This is a genomic window from Bacillus sp. FSL P2-0069 (assembly GCF_038593315.1).
GTDB lineage: Bacteria > Bacillota > Bacilli > Bacillales > Bacillaceae > Bacillus > Bacillus safensis.
On sequence record NZ_CP151984.1, the window covers coordinates 3,025,461 to 3,043,818 of the forward strand.

The following is an 18,358-nucleotide window of genomic DNA, read 5'->3' on the forward strand; positions in this document are numbered from 1 at the left end:
CCTTTACACACGGCGTTTGATGCCATATTTCTCTGAAAGGGCTTCTCCTAGTAAATTAAACAGAACCACCACAGCCATGATCATAAGACCTGGGTACAGCATTAACTGAGGATTCGTTTGAATGTAAGATTTCCCTTCATGAATCATCGCTCCCCATTCAGGCATAGGAGGCTGAACCCCTAATCCGAGGAAAGACATCGCAGAAATGTCCATAATCGCCCAGCCCATTTCAAGTGTTCCAATGACTGCTAATGGCGGCAGGACATTGGGAATCATATGCTTTCTCATAATGTTCCAATGCGAGGTCCCACTGATTTTTGCAGCTGCAATAAAGTTCTGTTCTTTTAAACTGAGCACCATTCCTCGGAAGACGCGGGCATAATATACCCATTGCACAAGCATCAAAGCAAGTACGACTTGAGGAAGTCCCGGACCGAAGATGCCGACTAATCCAAGGATCAGCACCAGGTTGGGAAATGCCATGACGCCGTCACAGATTCTCATCAAAACATGATCGATCCAGCCGCCTTTGTATCCTGAAAAGAGGCCGACAATTAAACCAATGAATAACGAAGAAAGAAAGATTAATAACGCACAGCCGAGCGAAACACGCGCACCATATAAAATACGAGATAAATTGCACCGCCCTAATTGATCTGTTCCAAGAGGATACTCCCACGAAGATCCCTTTAGCTTCATTGCTAGATTGACAGCAGCCGGATCATGTGGAGCGATCCATGGTGCACATATTGTGACAATGAGCAGGAGACCGAGCAGCAAAGCGCAGATCGAGATCATCTTTTGATGAACGAAGAGATGTTTTACTTTTGTCATCATTGCTGGCGGCCTTCCTTTCTAGAAATACGGGGGTCTATGATCAGCTGAACTAAGTCAACGATCAAGCTGCTCACGATAAAAATACAGGCTGACATGAGGACATAAAATTGAATGACAGGCAGATCTCTGTTAAAGATCGCTTCAATAAAAAAGCGGCCAAACCCTGGCCATGAGAAAACGGCCTCTACAATAATGGTTCCGGTTAACAGCTTGCCAAGGTTCACCCCTAGTCCGGTCAGCATCGGCGATATCGCAATTCTGAACACATGCTTGAACATGATCGATTGTTCCTTCAAACCTCTGATTCTCGCATATTGAACGAAAGGCTCTTGAAGCGCCTCACTCACACTTGACCGTAACAGCCTTGTATAAGTAGCAATTAAAGGGACTGCAAGTGTGATCGAGGGCAGAATGAGATGCTCCCATGTTCCAATCCCTTCAACTGGTAAGAGGTCAAGTTTCACTGAAAAAAAGAAGATGAGCAAATACCCCAAGACAAACGTCGGGATAGATGCTCCTAAGAAAGAAATGAGCCGGCTCACATGATCCACGGCACCATTTTTCCTCATGCCGCTGAAAAAGCCGAGCGGAATGCTGACGCATATAGCGATCAGCAGACTGGTAAGCGCCAATTGAATTGTCGCCGGTATTCGATAAATCACCTCATCAACGACAGGCTGATTGGACATATACGACCGGCCGAAATCAAGGTGAATGACTTTTTCAATGGTATGAAGATACTGCATATAAAACGGCTCGTCTAAGCCGAATTCACTTCGTTTTTGCGCTAATATTTCATCTGTAGGCTGGATATGAGCCGCTGCTAAATATGCCTCAGCCGGGTCAACTGGCGAGAGGTGAATCATACCAGTTGTGAGCAGTGTGGCTAATAAAAATACAGGAATAATTGATAGCACTCGTTTGACGATATAGCGGCCCATTTCCTTACCTTCCTTCTGTTACTTCAGCTTAATGCCTGTGAAAGGATGTTCATCACGATTTGCAGGGAATTCAAAGTCCTTCACAGCTTTTTGATAAACGGCTGTCTTTTTAAAATAAGAGATTGGCACAATTGCCCCTTGATCCTGTAAAGAGGATAAGACAGACGAATACAGTGCTTTGCGTTTCTTTTCATTTGTTGTGGATGGAATTTCCGTCATTTCTTTGATCAGCTTTTCCTTATTTGGATAGGCTGAAATGGCTTCTTTGAATCCAAAACCATCTGATGAAAGAACGTTCATAAATGTATGCGGATCATACGGCGCTCCGTAGTTGCTAAAGAAGTTCATATCAAACTTATTGGCTTTAAAGCGTTGAACCTGTGTGGCCAAATCCACACCCTCAAGCTTGACGCCGACACCAACGGCTGCCCATTCTGCTTGCAGCGTTTCCGCCATCGCTTTTTGAATCGATTCCGCTGAGTCATACATCATACTAAACTCAAGCTTTTTCCCATCTTTTTCACGAACGGATTTTCCTTTTGGAAGTGTCCAGCCCGCTTCATCCAGCAATGCTTTGGCTTTGTCCACATCATATTTGAAAGACTTCACTTGAATGTGTGACGTATACGGCATGTTAGTCGGCAGGATGTGATCTGCTTCATCCTCTAAACCTGAGGTGACCCCTTCTACCATTGATTTTTTATTGAAGGCATATTGAAGGGCATGACGCACTTTCTCATCTGACAGCTGATCCACTTTTGTGTTCATAACAAGCTGTCTCGTTGCAACAGGCTCTGACATTTTCGTTTCATACTTGCCGCTTGCTTCCAGCTGTTTGTAAGAATCAAGGCTAATGGTTCCTTCTCCGTAAAGTAAATCCACATCACCTTTTTCAAAAGCCATGACTCTCGTTTCCGCATCTGGGATGACCTTTACCTTGATTTCTTTTACCTTTGGTTTTTCTCCCCAATAATGATCGTTTCGTTCGAAAATGGCATAATCATCTTTCTTATATGTTTTTAAAACCCAAGGGCCTGTCCCCACTGGTTTTTTAATTCCTTTTGACGTATCTCCGTTTTTAGGGAAACCTGCTTCACCTAAGAAACGAACTGGACGAACAACGGCTAATTCTTGCACAGTTGGATAATATGGTGCTGTTAATGTGAGTTTAAATGTCTTTTTATCAACGGCTTCTGTCTTTTTGATTTTCTTAATGACACCTAACCAGCTATGTAAATCTTTATTTTTTAATATTGTATCGAAGTTCTTTTTGACAATGTCCGCATTAAATTCAGAGCCGTCTGAGAAAGTCACTCCGTCTCTTAAATGGAACGTATACACCTTGCCATCCTTTGAAACATCCCATGATTTCGCTAATTCAGGTTTCAGCTTACCATTCTTTTGATAGCTGACCAATGGCTCATAAATCATTGATTGCGCAAATAATTGTGACGGGTTGTATACGTGTGGATTCATTTCACCAATATCTCTTGGCCACGCCATTGTGATCATATCAGGATGATCCTTATTGCCTTCTGCTCCATTGTTTGTTTGAGAGCATCCTACTAGTAAAAAGAAAATAAGCAGGAATGGTAATACTGAATTTATTTTAATTTTCGGAAAATTTCTCCAAATAGACATAAGTTGCTCCTCCTAATTGATGCTGATAATCATTTTCATTTTAAGGAGGAAGGAAGCCGTTGTCAATATCATATTTGAAACGAAATGACAATACTTATTCCGATTTATTCCATAAATTGAGGGATTTGATAGAAAGAGAGGCAGGCTGCTTACGAATGAGCAGCCTGTGAAGAGGTAAATGTTTTTTCTCGCAGCATGTCATGGAGTATATGGATGATACGCTCCTGATCTGCATCTGTCATGCTCGTTCCAGACGGAAGACAAAGCCCCCGCTCAAATAACAGCTCAGATACAGGAGTGCCTTTTTCCGCAGTATAAAAAGGGCAGTGACGAAAGAGCGGCTGCTGGTGCAGCGGCTTCCATACATGCCTTGCTTCGATTTGTTCTTTTTCTAAAGCACCAATGATATCTGCTGGAGACAATTGTGTGTCACGATCAATGGTCAATGCCGTCAGCCAGCGGTTGGATTTCGTTTCTTGATATTCTGGCATCAAATGAACACCCTCTACTTCTGATAAAGCGTCCTGATAACGCTGAAAAATGCGGCGCTTTTGTTCAACACGCTCGTCCAGCACTTCCATTTGAGCAATCCCGACTCCTGCTAAGAGGTTGCTCATACGATAGTTGTATCCCATCTCTTGATGCTCATAGTGCATCGCTTGTTCTCTGGCCTGTGAAGCAAGAAAGCGGCATCGTTCAATCGCAGCTTCATCATCACTCACAAGCATTCCGCCCCCTGATGTTGTAATGATTTTATTTCCATTAAAAGAATAGATACCGAACCTGCCCATTGAGCCGCTTTTTCTTCCTTTATAAAGCGCACCTAACGATTCAGCGGCATCCTCAATGACTGGTACATCATATGCTTCACACAGAGCCATGATCTCGTCCATTTTTGCACTTTGCCCATATAAATGGACAACGATGACCGCACGAGGTTTTTTCCCAAGACGTTTTGATTCAACTAAGGCTTTCTCTAAAGCAAGCGGGCACATATTCCATGTCTCCCTTTCAGAATCAATAAAAACGGGCTCTGCTTGTTCATATAAAATCGGATTTGCCGTTGCAACAAACGTGAGGGTGGAACAAAAGACAATGTCTCCTTTTTGCACACCTATCAGCTTTAAAGCAAGGTGAATCGCTGCTGTTCCTGAGGATAAAGCCGCTCCTGTCTTCACTCCTGCATAGTCCGCCACTGCCTGTTCAAATTCATTCACAAGCGGTCCAAGCGGCGCAATCCAGTTGCTCTTGAAAGCTTCCTCTATTTTGAAAGTCTCTTTTCCGCTCATATGCGGAGGGGATAAGTAAATTCGCTTCCTTTCTTTCATCACTTCCCACCTTCTCTCCGATCTTTGATTTCTATTGCAGGAATTCCTACAGCGACCTTCTGATCATGTATATCTCTTGTCACTGCCGCTCCAGCGCCAATGACCGTCCAGCTTCCGATCGTTATACCCGGTGTCACCACGGCACCAGCCCCAATATGGGCACCTTCCCGCACGGATACACCGCCAGTCAGCACCGCGCCTGGTGACAGGTGCACAAACGATTCGAGTATACAGTCATGCTCGGTGATAGACCCTGTATTTATAATCGTATGCTCACCGATGGCTGCATCTGCTTGAACCACTGCCCTTGCCATCACAACAGTCCCCCTTCCAATGACAGATGACGGACTCATGACCGCCTCTGGGTGAATGAGTGTGGCATATGCTGTGTCTTCAAATGAGAGGCGTTCCTTCATGAGCTGTCTGATCTCATTTTGTCCGATCGCAATCAGCCATTTCATATGAGGCATTGTCTCTCTCAGCTGCTCACTCATGGAGATCGGTCCATACAAAATCCCGCTTTGAGTGACCGCCTCTTCAAAATGATCATCTAATACCGCATATAATGAGTAATCGGCATGTGCAAAAATGAGATCTTGAATGACTTTGCTATGTCCTCCGGCCCCAATTAAACCAATGGTTTGCTTCTTACATATCGGTTCCTTTAAATTTTTCAGCTGTGGCATGATCCGGCTGCTGCACCCCCTCTGTTTTCATGACTTTCAGCAAGGTCATCCATAAAATTTTCATATCGAGCCAAAACGATTGATGCTCGACATACCAAAGGTCATAGGTGAATTTCTCCTCCCAGGAAAGCGTGTTCCGGCCGTTCACCTGTGCCCATCCTGTTATGCCGGGCTTCACAAGATGACGCCTTGCTTGTTCTTCTGTATACATAGGCAAATACTCCATTAAAAGCGGTCTTGGCCCGACAAGACTAAGCTCTCCTTTGAGTACATTGACAAGCTGCGGCAATTCATCAAGACTAAGCTTTCGAATCAAGGCACCGGTTTTTGTTAATCGCAGATGATCTGGCAGCAGCACCCCATGTTCATCGCGTTCATCGGTCATCGTCCGAAATTTATATAGCATAAAAGGCCGGCCATACAAACCAGGCCGCTTCTGCCGAAACACCACAGGCGTTCCAATTTTCCATCTAATCAGTCCATAGATGAGAAGAAAAAGAAGACTGCCTGCGATGAGCAGCGTCAATGCCACCATCACATCTATCATTCTTTTCATCATTGCATCTCCTTTTCATATTAGCGGGAGACCGCATGTTTTACCTTACGCATCAGCTGCATCCGCTCTCGTTTCGTTCCTGCAAACAGATACAAGTAGCCCATATAGAGAATGAAACAAAGCCCTCCAATACAAAACAGCTCCCACCATGAAGTCACGTTATATACCGCCTGAATCCCCGCACAGATGCCCCAAATAAATAGCCCTCCAGCAAGTGGAACCAGTGTATGCTTGTAAAAGATAGTGCGTTTCTGATTCGTGATCCTGGCCGTATAAAATGGCAGAAACACAATATTTTTAATCAATAAAACCATTGCCCCCGCTGATGCAATGCCATATAAACCAAGTTGCAGCAGATGAGTCAATCCATAGGCAAAAAGCACATTAGACACACCTAATATAAGGGTGACAACTGCAGGAACTTTCAATCGATTAAACACGGTCGGCACATATGTGAGCGGTAAAAACATCAAGGTCAAACATAAATAAGCCGCATGAATCATGAGAAGCCATTTCAGCTCCTCAAAGGCTGGCCCAAGCCATAAAAGCATGAGCGGACCAGCGAGACCTCCTAGAAGTGCGGCTGGGAACGCAACAAATAAGCCGCTCCACTTAATGGCGTTTGCAGCATATTGAATGAGTCCCTCTTTGTCCTGATTCGAATAAAATTTCGTGATCGTTGGTGCAAACACAACGGCCAGTGTTCCTGCCAGTGTGCGTAATAATAATGGAAACTGTAAAATTGCCGCATATTGGCCCGTCGCTTCCGCTCCAATGAGCAAGTTGGTCATCAATAAATCAATTTGTAAAAACAGCAATATCCCCATTTGCTCAAATGAATGCCAGACCCCTGATCGAACAAGAGTGAGACTAGACGATAATGAGACGTGCCGCCACTTAAACGAAAACCAAGGGATGAGTTTCTTAAAATAATAGATACCGATTCCCATAGCAGCTAAGCTTCCTATGACGGCCGCAAGCGGGATATGCCAAATGGCTGGTGTCGTCCATGTAAACAGGAGGACAATCATCAGCGCCCTCAAAAACATTTGAATCGCCTGTCCAACACTTGATACATAGAGCTTATTCGCATAGAACGGTGCAGCCCCAATGCCAGACATGACGAAATTGAGCATAAATAAAAGACCCCCTAAAATAAAGGCGGTCTGTGTGTCTTTCACGAGATGAACAGGTACATGAAGCCATTCAACCAGCTGATGAGACACGAAAAGACAAAGCAAAAAGAGACTAATAGATAGTAAAAACGAACTGACGAAATAGGAAGCGAGATAGCGCTGCGCCTTCTCCACCTCTCCTTTATGAGCCGCCACAGAAAAAAACCGCACAACAACCGCACTTAACGAAGCCGTAATGACCGATAAATAGTTGATCATATTTTGCGTCAGATGGATTAAGCCGAATGCTTCCACTCCAAGCGTATGAACAATATAAGGTGTTAAACAAACAGACATAAGCATCATCAGGACAAACGTGATTAAGTTCGCACTGGCATTATAAAGAAACGCTCGATTCATTGTGCTTTCACGCAGCGTTTAAGAGCCCTCATCCAGCTTCCTCTCCCTTTTGACCGCTTGTTTTCATCAGCTGATGAACGGCCTCTTTCACAGCGGCCTCATTTGGTTCTTTTAAAAGGGTCATAAACGGAAGGTGAGCCACCCACTCAAATCCTTCCATCACCTTATGATCAAACGATCTAAGGACAACACACGGTGTATGAGTGATCGCACAAAAGATCATGCCATGCAGACGATCTGTCACGACGACCTGCGCTTGTTTTAACTCCGTCCACAAAGACGTTAACTCCTCTAAGCGAGTTGTTCGATCGACTCGTCTGCCAATTGTCGTTGTGATCAAACCGACTTGATCATATGTCTCTTGGATATGCTGCTGCAGCTGCTGGCGCTCCTCCTTTGTGAGATATGCTTCTTGATCCTCACGCAGACAAAGCAGAACCCCTTCACGTGTTTCATCCTTTGATGATTCATCTAATGACAGCACCATATCAGGCTGTTTCCACACATCTTGATCAGGAAAATGAAGCTTCATCCATTCGTAGGTTGTTTGATCTCTTGCCATGAGGAGCAGTCTTGAATGCTGACTATACGTGTGAATAGCGCGGCGTTCCTCTCGTTTCCCTCTCTTTGTTTCTGTAAAATGTACAGTAGCAGGCAGCTGGATCATGGGATAGGACTTGAAGGTCTTGATGATAAATTGTCTCGTCCATTCTTCGTACCGGTATAAATCCCCCATATTGCCCCCACCGATCATACAGACGATGTCTTCTGGATGCCGGCTGCGCTTTAGCGGACGGGCAAGGCGATAGATCTCTTTCATGTCCACTTCTATGATGTCATAGGCTGGAAAGTGTTTCTTTAAAAAACAATAACTCGCATAGGCAATCGCATGATCCCCTAAATTATCATGGCCCGGCAGCAGCGTGAGAATGATTTTCTTCTGATGACTCAGCTCTGGCAGCCTTTGGCGGCTCAGTTTATACTCAAGCGGATATTTGACCTTTAAGAGCAGCCACTCTGCGGTTTTTGCCTTCAATTGCTGCACTGTCAATCCCATCACCCCTATTTCCTTGTCTGATATTCGATCCATTTTTGATAGCTAGAAGCCGCGGCAGAAAGCGGGTAAACCAATCGGCACTTAGCAAGAAATAAAATCATTCGCTTTCGAACCGTGAGCTTCGATAGTTCCACCTGTTTGACGGCATGCTGAAAGGCATCATGTGTGACCATTTCACGCATGTGATCAAGCTTTTCCTGAATAGAGAGATCATTTTGGCTCTTCCATTCGTTGAGCATACAATGAAGCGTATGATTGACGATAAAAAAGTCTAATGCCTTCTCATACAGAGAGATGTCATCATGCTCTTTTAAAAAAGAGCGCTGTGCATGATAAAAGGTCAGTCCATGATGAAAATACTGCTTCTGATATCGCTGTACAATAGATGACAGATGAACCCTGTAATAATAAAGAGGCTCATGAACAAAAGCGATACTGCGTGCTAAAGAAAAACAGCGCAGCGTCACATATTGATCTTCAATGTTCTCTAGCTCACCCCGCAGCGGAAATCGAATGTAGTGATTTTCCATAAAGGCACGCCGATACAGCTTATTCCATGAGAATCCAGTCAAGTCTCCGTGTAATAACGCTTTGATTACATCCGTTTTTTCGGCTGAGCGCTTGTCTAACAGCGTCGTTGCTATCGTTCGCTTTGACTGTTCAAATTGAATCCAATACTCGCTCACAACAAGATCTGCCCCGGTCATTTCGGCTTTTTCATACATAGCTTCACAGTAATGAGGAGCGAGAATATCATCTGAATCCACAAAGGCGAGATACGTCCCTTTCGCTTCCTCGATGCCCCGGTTTCTCACAGCGCCTAACCCTTGATTGGATTGATGGATTACCCGGAATCGCTCATCACGCTCAGCAAATGCTTCAAGCCATTCACCGCTGCGGTCGGTCGATCCATCATTGATAAGAATGACTTCTATATCGGAAAAACTTTGATCTGCAATTGATTGAAGACATTGCTCCACATATTGACTCGTATTGTAAACTGCGACCAATAGACTGATAGCTGGCATTACAGCATGTCCCACCTTTCTTCAAATCTACTTATTAAATATCGTTCTATACGGCAAAACCGAAGAATCGAACGGCATCAGCATGATGCTGTACAGAATATAGCAAACAGCAATCCCTACATACATAAACACATTAGACCGCTGATCAAAAATGCGTGTGAAATATGGCAGTAAAATGAGCTGATACAAGCCAAAATAAATATGAAATCTTGCATAAATGACATCCTTCGTTGCAAGGATGCCAAACAAGAAACCAAGCAAACAAAAATTCACAATGTAATCACTCTCAGGCGTCAGCTCACGAAGTCGTTTTCGATAAAAAAAAGCAAGCAGAAGCGGTAAAATCAAGACACCGATTTTTGTCACATTCATTCCATTCGTATTCGTTGTGAGCCACTCCTCGTAATGACCATATGAACTGCCTTGCAGCATCACGACAAACACCGAGACAAAACGGTCATAAAGAGCGGTTAAGCCTAAGAACACCAGGCATAAGACCAGCATCATCCAAGACCAAGCCTTTGTTCTCACAATAAAATACACAGGAATCATGATGAGAGCGGATGAATGAAACAATGAACATACAAGGACGAGCGGAAAATACAATTTCCACTGTCCATTGATCACCAACCGGATGGCATAAAAAAGAATCGCTGCCACCATATACTGGCGCATGCCATTAAATGACGCATAATAATGAAAGGTCCCAAGAAAAAGCAGCATACTCAGCTCAAATGGACGGCCATATTGAATAAGCGTCTTGATGATAAAAAAATAAGTAATGGCTCCGACTGAGATATACATGATTTGCGGATCATGAGACAGTTGATTAAGCATCCATAAAATAAATGTAAACCCCGGATCCGTTGCGGCCTTATCCACACCGAATCCGAATATATGCCAAGGCTTTTCGTAGTTGATGGAGAACTCATACATCTGGCCATATGTGACAAAATCGGTTCCTACTTTATACCGAATACCAGCTACGATACAAAGAAACAGAAACGGAAAAAACACCAGAAGCTTATTAGGCCGCCATCCGCTTTGAATGGTATCATCACGCCTGCCGTAAAATGCGGCAAAGCTCGACCATAAATAGACCATGATCATGTTCACCAAATAAACTGCCATCTGCCCTTCCTTCCTTACAGTCCATATAGATTCATCACACGTGTAATATTCTGTTTCACATCAAATCCTCTTTGTTCAAGCTGAGAGGTAATGATCTCTTGAAGAGGAGGTTCTGCATGATATGCTTCAAGCACCGCCTGCATCCATTCATGCGCGGAATCTCGCAGGGACATCCTTTTCACAAGCCCGCAGCCTAAATCTACTTCCTCTGTAATATGATCTGAAATCACACAAGGCAGACCAGACGCCTGTGCTTCCACTAATACAAGCGGAAGACCTTCAAACAAGGAAGGCATCACAAATACATCAAATGCTTTCATATACTGTGGAACGTCTGATACGACGCCTGTAAAGACAATGTCCTCCATCAAGCCTGCCTTCTCTGCATACGATTCGACTACTTGCTTCAGCGGTCCATCTCCTACGAGGACAAGCTGAAATGAAACCCCTTGCTTCTTTAAGGTCTGTGCCAGCTCCATAAAAAAAACATGATTTTTTTGCTCATGGAACCGCCCAATATGACCGATGACCATGTTTTTTTCGCGAAGATGGAGCTGCTTTTTCATCTCTGCCTTTTCGTCTGGATCAGGCTGAAAAAAAAGGGATAAGTCTATCCCATTTGGAAGCACCTCAACTTGCCCGTTCTGCATTTTTTTCTGTCCAAATAAAAAGACACCGGCATCCTCGCCGCATGCAACTAGCTGTGTAGAGAATGCAAAGATCAGCTGGCGAAATCCTTTGAGCATCATATGATCCAGCCAGTTTGGCGACTGCTTCCACGCTGTATTATGTGAATGGCAAATGCGCACCTTTACACCCGCTAGTTTGGCAGCAAGTGCGGAAAAACCCGTCTGAAAATCCGTATGTGCATGCACTGCCTGATAGGGCCCTGTTTGCCTAATTGTCTTGGTCAATGTTTTCACAAAAGCAACCGGAGAGGACGCCCCAATACTTGGGACGTAAAAGATGCGTCCCCCAAGCCGGCGAATTTCCTCATCATAATCACAGACGTCCTGCCGGTGAGTAATGAAATCAAATTGAAGGACATTCCTGTCGAGTGCACGATAGATGTTCATAATCATCGTTTCAGCTCCGCCTCGGTTCATTCCGCCCACAATATGAAGCACGCGCTTTGGCTCACTCATCTTGAACCGCCCTCCTCTTCAGCATAGACGCCGACAGCTTCCGGCGATGATAAAGCTTCATGATCTTCGGTGACAAGCAGGCACGGACCACCGGCTTTAGAGCAAATAAATAGTCAAGCGGCGACAGCTTTAATAGCCAGCATGCTTTCAAAACGAGCCAGGCATTATCCATCGAATATCGAAACTTTCGCCGCTGAAAGGCCGCTTCATCCTCTCTCACCAGATATAACGGCTCTTGTAAATTAAAACCTTTCCTCCCAGCAGCAAAAAAGCGGATCCAAAGATCGATATCTTCCATCCGCCTTGTTGTTTTTACAGAACGATAGCCTTGTAAAGCCTTGTAAGCAGAAGCCCTCATCATAATGGTTCCATGACAAAAAGGAGTCCCTCTTGCCAACACCTTCCGATCAGGCTCTGAAACAAGTGCCCGCACACCCTTTGTTCCCGTTTCATCAAAAACCGTCATTGCCGTACCGACCACATCATATTCAGGATATGTATCGAGGAAATGAACCTGTTTTTCTAAACGAACAGGCACTGATAGATCGTCGCCATCCTGCCTTGCAATCAACTCTCCCCTCGCTTCAGCCAGGCAGCGATTGAGACTGGCAGCGAGTCTTTGATTTTGTTGATTACGGATCAGGCGAATTCTTTCAGGATGTCGTTTTGTATAAGACAGCACTTTCTCATAAGTGCCATCTGTTGATGCGTCATCACATATGATGAGCTCCCAGTTTTCATATGTTTGATGAAGAATGGATTCAATGCTTTCTTCTACTGTCTCTTGGCAATTGTAGACGCCCATGATCATAGACACCTTTGGTTTATGCATGCTGTATCACCTTCTCTGCTTGATCCATATAGATTGTATAAATTTCTTCCATTGCACTGACCGTCTGCTCCTGTGCAAATGCATGAGCCATAGAACGTCCCGCTTTCCCCATGAGGGGCAGCTGATCTTTTTTGTCGTAGAGCTGCTGCAAGTAATCAGCTAAACTATTCACATCTTGCGGTTTAACTAAAAAACCATTGACGCCATGTTTGACAAGCTCACAATGTCCTCTATTCTCCGTTGCAATCACAGGTTTTTCTGCCGACATCGCTTCAAGCAGGTTCATGCCGAGCCCTTCTCTCAAGCTGGTGGAAACACATACATCGCTCATATGCATCCATTCCTCTATTTGTTTGCAGAACCCAGCAAAGTGGACATGATTTTCAAGATGGAGCTGGCGGGTAAGCTTTTCATAGTTCGGCCTCATTGTCCCTTCCCCCGCAAACACGATTTTTATATTTGGTATTTTCCTAGACAGCTGCGCACATGCTTTGATGAGCATCCCTTGATTTTTATTCGTATTTAATTCACCAGCACACAGCACGATAAAATCTTCCGAGGAAAAGCCATAGGCTGCGCGAAGGCTCTGCTTCTCTTTTTCATCGACAGGTGCGAACCGCTTCATATCCACACCCATACCGGGCACATAATAAACAGATGTCCGCTCTTTGGATAGACGGTCGGCTCTTTTAAAATCTTCTCCATTAATGGTGATCAGAGCGTCTGTATAGCGGGCGAGAAATCTCTCTATTGGATAATAGAGCAGCCAGTTTTGAAGCGGCGCCCCCTGCCAAAAGTGAAAGCCATGTGCCGTGTAGAGAACCTTCGTTCCTTTTTTGCGCGTACCTTTGGCTGCGAGCCTGCCAATGACACTTCCCATTGGTGTGTGGCAATGGATGAAATCATAGTGCTCTTTTGCTAACAGGTTCTTCAGTTCTACATACGCAAGCCGGTTGCGTACATGAAAAGGAGAGCGCTGAATCGGAATTGAGTGAGCTTGATTCACATAGGGCAGCTTCAGCTGGCCGTTTGCCGCTGTATGCACTTCCCATCCTTGTTCCTGAAACCACCGGAAATACGGAAGATGAAAGGCTTTAAAGTGATAATCAACCGTTGCGCAAAACAAGACTTTTTTCTTCATTGACAAGCGGCTCCTCCTCTCGTTTCATCTGTTCGGACAACATATCATGTGACTCAATGGCAGCAAATAATGCTTGTCTCATCTGCTCTTCGCTCATCATGTCAAATTCATGGATAAAGCGGTTCAGCACATATGGGTCACCATCCAGCGCATGGCCGATATGAATTTTCGGGAAGATTTGCTCCTGTGCTTTTTCATGCTGGTTGAGTAATTCCTCGTACATTTTCTCTCCAGGACGAATGCCTGTGAAAGTGATCGGAATCTGGTCTGTGGTGTAGCCTGAGAGGTGAATGAGGTTTTCTGCGAGGTCCACGATTTTCACTGGCTCCCCCATATCTAAAACAAAAATCTGTCTTCCTTCTGCCAGTGCACCTGCCTGAATCACAAGCCTTGATGCTTCTGGGATGGTCATAAAATATCTTGTCATGGCTGGGTGCGTGACCGTCACCGGCCCGCCTTGCTCGATTTGTTTCTTAAAAATAGGGATGACGCTCCCTCTGCTTCCGAGTACATTTCCAAATCGAACGGCAACAAATTTTGTTTCGCTGCTTGCCCCCATTTGCATGATCAGCATCTCAGCAAACCGCTTTGTGGCTCCCATCACATTGGCAGGGTTGACCGCTTTGTCAGATGAGATGAGGACGAATGTTTCAATGCCGTGCTCGTGTGCGGCTTCTGCGACATTTTTTGTCCCGATAATATTGTTTTTCACAGCTTCTTTCGGACTGATCTCCATGAGCGGGACATGCTTATGTGCCGCAGCATGATAAATCATATCCGGCTGAAATTGACCAACGATTTCACTCATTTTCTGTTTATCTTGAATATCCGCAATTTGTGGATAGAGTCTGATGCTGCCTCCATATAATTCTTTCAGCTCTAGTAAAATAGAATGAATGCTAAATTCTCCATGTCCCACAAGTACAATCGCTTGAGGAGCAAACACACAAATTTGACGGCAGATTTCTGATCCAATTGATCCGCCTGCCCCTGTGACCATGATTGTTTTTCCCTTTAAATGAGCAGATAGACGGCTCGTATCTAATTGAATCGGTTCTCTCCCTAGTAAATCCTCTGGCTGTACATCCCGTAATTGATTCAGCGCATGGGTTCCTTTTAAAATCTGCTCCATTTCCGGCATGATCTGTGTTTTGACTCCGGTCGCGACACATTCCTTATACAGCCCTTTTAAGGTGTGGCTGCTTTTGGACGGAATGGCGATGATGATCTTCTGAATATCCATCATGACGACAGCTGTTTGAATTTGTTCTTTTCCTCCTATGACAGGCAGACCCATAATTTCAAGCCGATGTTTCGTCTTGTCATCATCGATGAAGGCGACTGGCTCAATATGTACATCACTCGATTGCTGAAGCTGACGAACGAGCATGGTCCCCGCTGATCCGGCGCCAATAATTAATGCCCGCTCTTTTTCTGCTTGAAGCCGTTTTGCCCCATCATGAAATAGCCTAGAAGCCATACGAGATGCACCGATGAATAAGATATGAAAAAGCCACACGATGAATAAAAACCGAAATGGCCATGTCTGCACGAAAAGGTACAGCATCGTCATCGAAAATAAAAAAGAACACACAAAGGTCTTCATTAAAGAAAATAACTCTCTTACTCCTGTATAAGCCCATACTTGCTTGTACACATGAAACATGCAGGCAAATATATGGTGCCCAATGAGCAGACTGAGTGAAGAAATGGCGAGCATTTCAAATGTATAAACGGTTAAAGCCGCCTCTTGGACAAATTGAAAACCAAAAAAGACGGCAACTAAGATGAGATATGAATCTAGTGCTACGATGATTGATAATCTTTGGGCGTAAGTCAACGCTCCTCCCCCTTTTTAAAGCATCACTATTCTTACGTAACATGGGCATCAAACCCGTCCTCACATCCCACTACTGATGACGAGCATCTAAGGCACCGGTTATGCCCACAGCAGGATCGAGTGCCTCCATTGTTAAAGATTAGGAGACATCACCTATCAATCTTTTTAATACATATACAGCCTGCCCTTTTTCTCTTTCTTGCCATTTAGCATAGCTCCAAGCAGTTTACTTGTTGTTCCTTCTAATACTTCTTTTGATTTCTTCACAGCAGCAATCTTTGTTTTGCCGCTTAAGACAACGAGAATGCTCCCATCCGTCCGGTTCGCCAAGATCTTTGCATCTGCAACTGGCAGAAGCGGCGTGGAATCAACAATCACCATGTCATATTGCTGTTCAATCTCATAAAATAACTGCTTCATTACAGAAGAGGAGAGCAGCTCAGCTGGATTCGGCGGAATGGTTCCGCTCGGAAGCAGCTCTAAATGCTCAATCGGTGTCGGTAAAATGGCTTCTTCCAAGCTGCAATTATTTAATAGCACATTCGTCAAACCGGTATGATGACTCAAGTCAAAATATTCATGGACGGCCGGCTTTCGCAAATCAGCATCCATGAGCAGCACCCGCTTGTTCTGCTGTGCAAAAACAGCTGCTAAGTTTGCAGCCGTAAATGATTTCCCTTCCTTCGGTAAGGAGGAGGTCACTAATATCGATTTCAGCCTTGTTTGGATCGATGTGAATTCGATGTTTGTTCGGATCGTACGGAATTGTTCCGCAATGACAGAGTGAGGATTTAATACAGAAATACAGGATAAATCTCTCTTTTCTCTTTTCTTCCTCTTAAAGATCAATGTTCTGTCCTCCCGTTATGACGGACTGCTTGTCTTTTTTGGCCCTCCTGTCTGCCTGCATCTGATAGACACTGCCAAGCGACGGCAATCCGATCTCTTCTCTTATTTGATGTGTTCGTTTTACAGTATCATCGAGTAAATTCATTAAGAAAATGAGTGTCATGCCCCCTAATAAAGAGGCGCCTAGTGCCAGAACGATATGAACGAACTTCCTTGAATTCATCAGAATCGTGTTGGACAGCTTGGCTTCAGACAAAACATTAATGCGATCCATATTCATTGTTTTTTTGATTTCTTCTTGCAGCACCTCTGTTGCGGTATTCGCAATGGCGACTGCCTTCGCGCGATCCTCATCTTGTACAGAAATATTGATGACCTCAGACTCATTTTCTGTACTTGTGGCAATTTTGTGTTTTAGTCCTTCTGCTGATTCTGTGAGATGGAGTGTTTCTTTTACTTTTTCAATGACGATTGGGCTTTTTAATAAAACTTGAAAGGTACGTGTATATTGAAGGTTCATCTGAATATCGTTTAAATCTGCTTGTGCGTCATTGCTGCGTTTATGAACAAGAATTTGAGTGGTTGCCTGATATACAGGAGTCGAGACATAGAACTGATAATAGGCTGAAATGCCCGTTACGATCAGGACAATCAGGATCAGAAGGGCCATTTTCTCTTTAATGACAGAAAACAGCTGCTTAAAACCTATATTCTCATTCATAGATACCTCCCGATTTCATCATAAAAAGGTTATATATGGTTTCTTTTTGTTAATGATTGGATTATAAAAGATAATACCCGCAAAGAAAAATGTCATAATAGGTCTTATAGTTCTTTTTAAAGAACGAAATCGTTCGTTTTCTTTTGTTTACTTCCTGATTCTTACGTTTTTGAATTTTATAAAGAACAATTTATTTCTTATAATGAACGAAAAGGTCGCAGAACTATTCGCCGGTGAGAAGGGAGATCATTGATCGAATGATAGGCAAGGTGATACGCATTTACCGAAAGAGAAAAGGATACTCGATTCAGCAGCTGGCTGAGGATGCTCATGTCTCTAAGTCATATTTGAGCAAAATTGAGCGTGGTGTCCACAGAAATCCATCTGTCCAGTTCTTAAAAAAGGTATCCTCTTCACTAGAGATTGATTTACAAGAGCTGTTTGATGCAGAGACGATGATGTTTCATTACGCTGAGGGTGGTGAACACGAATGGCGGGAGCATATCGTAAGTGCCGTCCAATCAGGCATGCCTAAAGAAGAGCTCTATCAGCTGCTCCAAACGTACCGAAAGGAGCAGGAAGAGAAGTCGTTACATGTCACCCATAGAAAGCTGACTGATTCAAATATCGCAGAGTGGAAGCGTCTAATGAGTGAAGCAAAGGCAATTGGCTTAAGCATTGAGGAAGTAAAAGCTTTCCTCAACAACATGGGAGAACGCCGGGCGTAAGCCTTTCAGGAAGAATGATTGCGGGGAGAGGCGTTTGACGCTTCGATGAAAAAGAGCCTTTGATTCATGAAAGGCTCTTTTTTCTGTTATTCTTCTTTTTTTGTTCGTGCTTTTTTCGTTATATCATTGTTTTTCCAATAGGCCCATAGTGATGTAATTCCCAGAAAGGCCAGTGTGATGAATTGCTGAACGCCTTCTTCATCAATAGGAATTGGGCTTTTTCCCGCAGCAGTTAGCGCACTGTTAACAAGCGCCAGTAAAAGCAGCACAAGCCTTGCAATCGTACCTGCACTAATTTTTTGAACCTCCAACTGTAACCCCTCCCTTTCCTCTTCTCACGGGCGGTATTGCTCGTTCTCTCT

The 18,358-nt window shown here is 44.1% G+C and carries 18 protein-coding genes; 1 reads left to right on the forward strand and 17 read right to left on the reverse strand.

Annotated features, from left to right (window positions below; all coding sequences use genetic code 11):
* Positions 1-3 precede the first annotated feature (3 nt).
* The 16 genes from nikC to NSQ34_RS15670 form a co-directional block, all read right to left on the reverse strand.
* Positions 4-837: a nickel ABC transporter permease subunit NikC gene (nikC, locus tag NSQ34_RS15595; RefSeq protein ID WP_098677542.1), complete on the reverse strand. Its 834-nt coding sequence runs from the start codon at positions 835-837 to the stop codon at positions 4-6.
* Positions 834-1,778 (reverse strand): nickel ABC transporter permease subunit NikB, encoded by a 945-nt coding sequence (gene nikB / locus NSQ34_RS15600; RefSeq protein ID WP_095409600.1) that lies wholly within the window; start codon positions 1,776-1,778, stop codon positions 834-836. Before nikB ends, nikC begins: the two co-directional genes overlap by 4 nt.
* A gap of 18 nt (positions 1,779-1,796) precedes the next feature.
* Positions 1,797-3,419, reverse strand: a complete 1,623-nt coding sequence (gene nikA / locus NSQ34_RS15605) for a nickel ABC transporter substrate-binding protein (protein ID WP_098677541.1) — start codon at positions 3,417-3,419, stop codon at positions 1,797-1,799.
* Between the two features lie 149 nt (positions 3,420-3,568).
* On the reverse strand, positions 3,569-4,747 hold the full coding sequence (locus tag NSQ34_RS15610) for an aminotransferase class I/II-fold pyridoxal phosphate-dependent enzyme (RefSeq protein WP_098677540.1): 1,179 nt from the start codon (positions 4,745-4,747) through the stop codon (positions 3,569-3,571).
* Positions 4,747-5,433 (reverse strand): acetyltransferase, encoded by a 687-nt coding sequence (locus tag NSQ34_RS15615; RefSeq protein WP_098677539.1) that lies wholly within the window; start codon positions 5,431-5,433, stop codon positions 4,747-4,749. The genes NSQ34_RS15610 and NSQ34_RS15615 overlap by 1 nt, the downstream gene beginning before the upstream one ends.
* Positions 5,396-5,989 (reverse strand): sugar transferase, encoded by a 594-nt coding sequence (locus NSQ34_RS15620; protein ID WP_029707401.1) that lies wholly within the window; start codon positions 5,987-5,989, stop codon positions 5,396-5,398. The genes NSQ34_RS15615 and NSQ34_RS15620 overlap by 38 nt, the downstream gene beginning before the upstream one ends.
* A gap of 20 nt (positions 5,990-6,009) precedes the next feature.
* Positions 6,010-7,524, reverse strand: coding sequence for an MATE family efflux transporter (locus NSQ34_RS15625; RefSeq protein WP_098677538.1), 1,515 nt, complete (start codon positions 7,522-7,524; stop codon positions 6,010-6,012).
* 28 nt (positions 7,525-7,552) lie between these two features.
* On the reverse strand, positions 7,553-8,581 hold the full coding sequence (locus tag NSQ34_RS15630) for a polysaccharide pyruvyl transferase family protein (protein ID WP_098677537.1): 1,029 nt from the start codon (positions 8,579-8,581) through the stop codon (positions 7,553-7,555).
* 5 nt (positions 8,582-8,586) lie between these two features.
* On the reverse strand, positions 8,587-9,609 hold the full coding sequence (locus NSQ34_RS15635) for a glycosyltransferase (RefSeq protein WP_342500964.1): 1,023 nt from the start codon (positions 9,607-9,609) through the stop codon (positions 8,587-8,589).
* Positions 9,610-9,636: 27 nt separating this feature from the next.
* A complete protein-coding gene (locus tag NSQ34_RS15640) occupies positions 9,637-10,740 on the reverse strand; it encodes an EpsG family protein (protein ID WP_025094022.1) in 1,104 nt (367 codons plus the stop codon).
* A gap of 14 nt (positions 10,741-10,754) precedes the next feature.
* Complete coding sequence (locus NSQ34_RS15645; RefSeq protein WP_098677535.1) at positions 10,755-11,885, reverse strand: glycosyltransferase family 1 protein; 1,131 nt, start codon at positions 11,883-11,885, stop codon at positions 10,755-10,757.
* The gene (locus NSQ34_RS15650; protein WP_073207494.1) at positions 11,878-12,717 is read right to left on the reverse strand and encodes a glycosyltransferase; all 840 of its coding nucleotides are present in this window, start codon (positions 12,715-12,717) and stop codon (positions 11,878-11,880) included. Before NSQ34_RS15650 ends, NSQ34_RS15645 begins: the two co-directional genes overlap by 8 nt.
* The gene (locus NSQ34_RS15655; protein ID WP_268412610.1) at positions 12,710-13,858 is read right to left on the reverse strand and encodes a glycosyltransferase family 4 protein; all 1,149 of its coding nucleotides are present in this window, start codon (positions 13,856-13,858) and stop codon (positions 12,710-12,712) included. Before NSQ34_RS15655 ends, NSQ34_RS15650 begins: the two co-directional genes overlap by 8 nt.
* Positions 13,824-15,698, reverse strand: coding sequence for a nucleoside-diphosphate sugar epimerase/dehydratase (locus tag NSQ34_RS15660; protein WP_061110108.1), 1,875 nt, complete (start codon positions 15,696-15,698; stop codon positions 13,824-13,826). The genes NSQ34_RS15655 and NSQ34_RS15660 overlap by 35 nt, the downstream gene beginning before the upstream one ends.
* 165 nt (positions 15,699-15,863) lie before the next feature.
* Complete coding sequence (locus NSQ34_RS15665; protein WP_024423527.1) at positions 15,864-16,547, reverse strand: CpsD/CapB family tyrosine-protein kinase; 684 nt, start codon at positions 16,545-16,547, stop codon at positions 15,864-15,866.
* Positions 16,537-17,268, reverse strand: a complete 732-nt coding sequence (locus tag NSQ34_RS15670) for a Wzz/FepE/Etk N-terminal domain-containing protein (protein ID WP_024423528.1) — start codon at positions 17,266-17,268, stop codon at positions 16,537-16,539. The genes NSQ34_RS15665 and NSQ34_RS15670 overlap by 11 nt, the downstream gene beginning before the upstream one ends.
* A gap of 257 nt (positions 17,269-17,525) precedes the next feature.
* Between NSQ34_RS15670 and NSQ34_RS15675 the strand changes: the two genes are divergently transcribed.
* Positions 17,526-17,996 (forward strand): helix-turn-helix domain-containing protein, encoded by a 471-nt coding sequence (locus tag NSQ34_RS15675; protein WP_024426096.1) that lies wholly within the window; start codon positions 17,526-17,528, stop codon positions 17,994-17,996.
* An 86-nt stretch (positions 17,997-18,082) separates the two neighbouring features.
* Here the strand turns inward: NSQ34_RS15675 and NSQ34_RS15680 are convergent, their stop codons facing one another.
* Entirely contained in the window at positions 18,083-18,307 is a 225-nt protein-coding gene (locus NSQ34_RS15680) for a phage holin (RefSeq protein WP_024423530.1), read from the reverse strand.
* Between the last annotated feature and the right edge of the window lie 51 nt (positions 18,308-18,358).